Origin of the sequence: Streptomyces panacea (assembly GCF_040560175.1) — a bacterium.
GTDB lineage: Bacteria > Actinomycetota > Actinomycetes > Streptomycetales > Streptomycetaceae > Streptomyces > Streptomyces panacea.
The window spans coordinates 1-3,824 of record NZ_JARJHW010000324.1 but is presented as its reverse complement, the minus strand read 5'-3'; the positions used below and the strand labels follow the sequence as shown (position 1 = coordinate 3,824).

The following is a 3,824-nucleotide window of genomic DNA, read 5'->3' as shown; positions in this document are numbered from 1 at the left end:
GTACACCGTCGCGTGCGGAACCGGCGCCTTCGGCCGCGAGAAGAACGGCATCCCCGCCGCCACATGCATCCGTACGCCCGTCCGGAAGTCCAGGAACTCGCCCCGCGCGTCCCCGAGATACGCCCACGGGTACTCCGTCGCGTGCGCCCCCACCGCCCGGAACTGCTCCAGCGCCTCCCCGTGCCGGTCCCCCAGCACCAGCATCAGCGCCAGATGGTTCCGGACCCCGGCCACCTCCGGATCGCCCGGCGGGTACGCGTCCGACAGCTCCAGCGCCCGCTTCAGCGCGGCGTGGATCCGCGACCGGTCGATCGGGCCGCCCTCCGGCGGTGTGCCGTCGGCCACCACGTCGTACTCGACGGCCGCCAGCAGCGGCAGCGCGTGCAGCTTCGAGCCCGGCAGGGAGTGCTCCGCCGCGCGCTCGGCGAAGTCGAACATCTCGGTGTGCGAGCCGTACCACTTGTCGCACAGGTACTGGAGCGCCGAGAGATGGCAGCCGTAGTGGTGCGGCGCGCGGGCGGTCGCCTCCGCCCAGTACGCGTCGAACACCTCGCGCGGCGCCTGGCTCCCCCGCGCGTGGGTGAGCGCGACCTGCCACGGCACGGGGTCGGTCGGGTTCAGCTCCGCCGCCGCGCCGATCACCGGGACCGCGTCGTCGAGCAGCGCGAAGAACGCCTGGAACTGGTCGCGCGAGACGCCACTCGCCCGGGCGCCCGTCCGTATCTCCCACGCCTGCTGGACGCGGTGCTCGGCCTTCACCAGTACGGCGTCCGGATCCCGCGGCGACCGGGCGAGCCAGGTGTCCAGCCAGCCGGGGCTGTGCAGCGCGCTCTCGGCCAGCCGCGGCACGTAGCCGCCGCGCCGCTCCCACTCGGCGCCGACACGGGTCGACGCGAGCAGGTCCCTGGCCGGCTCATGGTCTCCCGCGTACGCGGCGGTGAGCGCGGCGCGCAGCTCGGGCGTGGGCGGGTCGAGGACGACGGACGCGTCGGGGGGCAGGTGCGCGCCGACGGCGGCGCCGTGGCGGAGCATCCGCGGCAGGGTGATCAAGGTGCGTAGCGTCGCGGTCATCGTCACGGTCAACCATTGAAGGCGGTCGAAGGCTGCCCCCACCAGAGGCTTTTGGTGACAAAGCCGTATCGCATGCCGTATCCCGTGCTGTATCGCACGAGCCCCGTCGCACGAGCCCGGTCGCAGGCGCCCCGTCGCCCCCGCCGTATCGCATGGCGTAGTGGGATCGCGCGGTCGTCCCAGGTCGGGCGCGCGCGGGCCAGGTCGGCGGGTGTCCCCCGCGAGCGCTCCCGGCCGCTGGGGACCCCCCGCCGTAGGCTGCCGCCCATGTGCGGAATCGTGGGATATATCGGCGGACAGTCGGCGCTCGATGTGGTCGTCGCCGGTCTCAAGCGGCTCGAATACCGGGGTTACGACTCGGCCGGCGTCGCGGTACTCGCCGACGGCGGGCTCGCCTCGGCCAAGAAGGCGGGCAAGCTGGTCAATCTGGAGAAGGCACTGGTGGAGGCGCCGTTGCCGAGCGGGACCACCGGTATCGGCCACACCAGGTGGGCCACGCACGGCGGCCCCACCGACGCCAACGCCCATCCCCACGCCGACAACGCGGGCCGCGTCGCCGTCGTCCACAACGGGATCATCGAGAACTTCGCCGCGCTGCGCACCGAGCTGACCGACCGCGGCCACGACCTGACCTCCGAGACCGACACCGAGGTCGTGGCGCATCTGCTCGCCGAGGCGTTCTCGTCCTGCGGCGAGCTGGCCGAGTCGATGCGGCGGGTGTGCGGGCGGCTGGAGGGCGCGTTCACGCTGGTCGCCGTGCACGCGGACGAGCCGGACGTCGTCGTGGGCGCGCGCCGCAACTCGCCGCTCGTGGTGGGCGTGGGCGACGGCGAGGCGTTCCTCGCCTCCGACGTCGCCGCCTTCATCGCCCATACGCGCTCCGCGATCGAACTGGGCCAGGACCAGGTGGTGGAGCTGCGCCGCGACGGCGTGACGGTGACCGACTTCGACGGCGCGGACGCCGCCGCCGACGTACGCGCCTACCACATCGACTGGGACGCGTCGGCCGCCGAGAAGGGCGGCTACGACTACTTCATGCTCAAGGAGATCGCCGAGCAGCCGAAGGCCGTCGCCGACACCCTCCTCGGGCGCATCAACGCCGAGGGCTCACTGACGCTGGACGACCTGCGCATCCCCTCGCGTGTGCTGCGGGCGGCCGACAAGGTGGTCATCGTGGCGTGCGGGACGGCCTTCCACGCGGGGCTGATCGCCAAGTACGCCATCGAGCACTGGACCCGCATCCCGTGCGAGGTGGAGCTGGCGAGCGAGTTCCGCTACCGGGACCCGATCCTGAACACCCGTACCCTCGTCATCGCGATCTCCCAGTCCGGCGAGACGATGGACACGCTGATGGCGCTGCGGCACGCGCGCGACCAGGGCGCCACGGTCCTCGCGATCTGCAACACCAACGGCTCGACCATCCCCAGGGAGTCGGACGCCGTCCTCTACACGCACGCGGGTCCCGAGGTCGCGGTCGCGTCGACGAAGGCGTTCCTGACACAGCTTGTGGCCTGCTATCTGGTGGCGCTGTATCTGGGGCAGTTGCGCTGCACGAAGTACGGCGACGAGATCCGGGCCGTCATCCGCGAACTGTCGCGCGTCTCGAACGAGGTCGAGCGCGTGCTGGAGACGATGGAGCCGGTACGGGAGCTGGCGCGCTCGCTCGCCGACAAGCGGACGGTGCTGTTCCTGGGGCGGCACGTCGGCTATCCGGTGGCGCTGGAGGGCGCGCTGAAGCTGAAGGAACTGGCGTACATGCACGCCGAGGGCTTCGCGGCCGGCGAGCTGAAGCACGGGCCGATCGCGCTGATCGAGGAGGACGTGCCGGTGGTGGTCGTCGTACCCTCGCCGCGCGGGCGTTCGGTGCTGCACGACAAGATCGTGTCGAACATCCAGGAGATCCGGGCGCGGGGAGCGCGGACGATCGTGATCGCGGAGGAGGGGGACGAGGCGGTGGTGCCGTACGCGGACCATCTCATCCGCATCCCGGTGACGCCGACGCTCCTTCAGCCGCTGGTCTCGACGGTGCCGTTGCAGGTCTTCGCGTGCGAGCTGGCGACGGCGCGCGGCAACGAGGTGGACCAGCCGAGGAACCTGGCGAAGTCCGTGACGGTGGAGTGAGAAGGGGATCGGGTCTTGATCATCGGGGTGGGGATCGACGTCGCGGAGATCGAACGCTTCGCGGCGTCGCTGGAGCGCACGCCTGCCATGGCCGAACGGCTTTTCTCGGAGCGGGAGTTGCTGCTCCCCAGCGGGGAACGGCGCGGTGTCGCCTCGCTGGCCGCCCGCTTCGCGGCGAAGGAGGCCCTGGCGAAGGCGCTGGGAGCGCCGGGTGGGCTGCGCTGGACGGACGCCGAGGTGTACGTCGAGGAGAGCGGGCAGCCGCGGCTGCGGGTACGGGGCACGGTGGCGGCACGGGCGGCGGAACTGGGCGTACGGGCCTGGCATGTGTCGCTCAGCCATGACGCGGGGATCGCGTCGGCGGTGGTGATCGCGGAGGGGTGATCCCGCGCTCCCCGCGGCTCCGTGCGGCAGACTCGGGGTCATGCGTACTGCGTACAGCGTTCAGACCGTGCGGACCGCCGAGCGGGAGCTGATGGACCGGCTGCCCGAAGGCGTACTGATGCAGCGCGCGGCGGCCGGGCTCGCCGCCGCGTGCGCGGATCTGCTGCGGCGGCGGGGCCGGGTGTACGGCGCGCGGGTCGTCCTCCTCGTCGGCAGCGGCGACAACGGCGGCGCCGCGCCAGCCGGGC

General features: G+C 72.3%; 3 protein-coding genes and 1 pseudogene. 3 read left to right on the top strand and 1 reads right to left on the bottom strand.

The genetic code is table 11. The annotated features are described in order from the left end of the window. Positions 1-1,071 (bottom strand): annotated as a pseudogene (locus P3L51_RS35440) (hypothetical protein); the annotation flags it as partial. Positions 1,072-1,338: 267 nt separating this feature from the next. On the opposite strand from P3L51_RS35440, the gene glmS reads away from it, so the two are divergent. The 3 genes from glmS to P3L51_RS35425 all read left to right on the top strand — a co-directional run. Continuing rightward, positions 1,339-3,192, top strand: a complete 1,854-nt coding sequence (glmS, locus tag P3L51_RS35435) for a glutamine--fructose-6-phosphate transaminase (isomerizing) (RefSeq protein WP_354609478.1) — start codon at positions 1,339-1,341, stop codon at positions 3,190-3,192. A gap of 15 nt (positions 3,193-3,207) precedes the next feature. Beyond that, positions 3,208-3,576, top strand: a complete 369-nt coding sequence (locus P3L51_RS35430) for a holo-ACP synthase (RefSeq protein ID WP_354609477.1) — start codon at positions 3,208-3,210, stop codon at positions 3,574-3,576. A gap of 40 nt (positions 3,577-3,616) precedes the next feature. Continuing rightward, positions 3,617-3,824: NAD(P)H-hydrate epimerase (locus P3L51_RS35425; RefSeq protein WP_354609476.1), on the top strand; the 208-nt coding region annotated here is incomplete at its 3' end.

Coding starts and splice junctions, on each gene's coding strand:
- glmS (WP_354609478.1), top strand. CDS start 1,339: ATGTGCGGAATCGTGGGATATATCGGCGGACAGTCGGCGCTCGATGTG.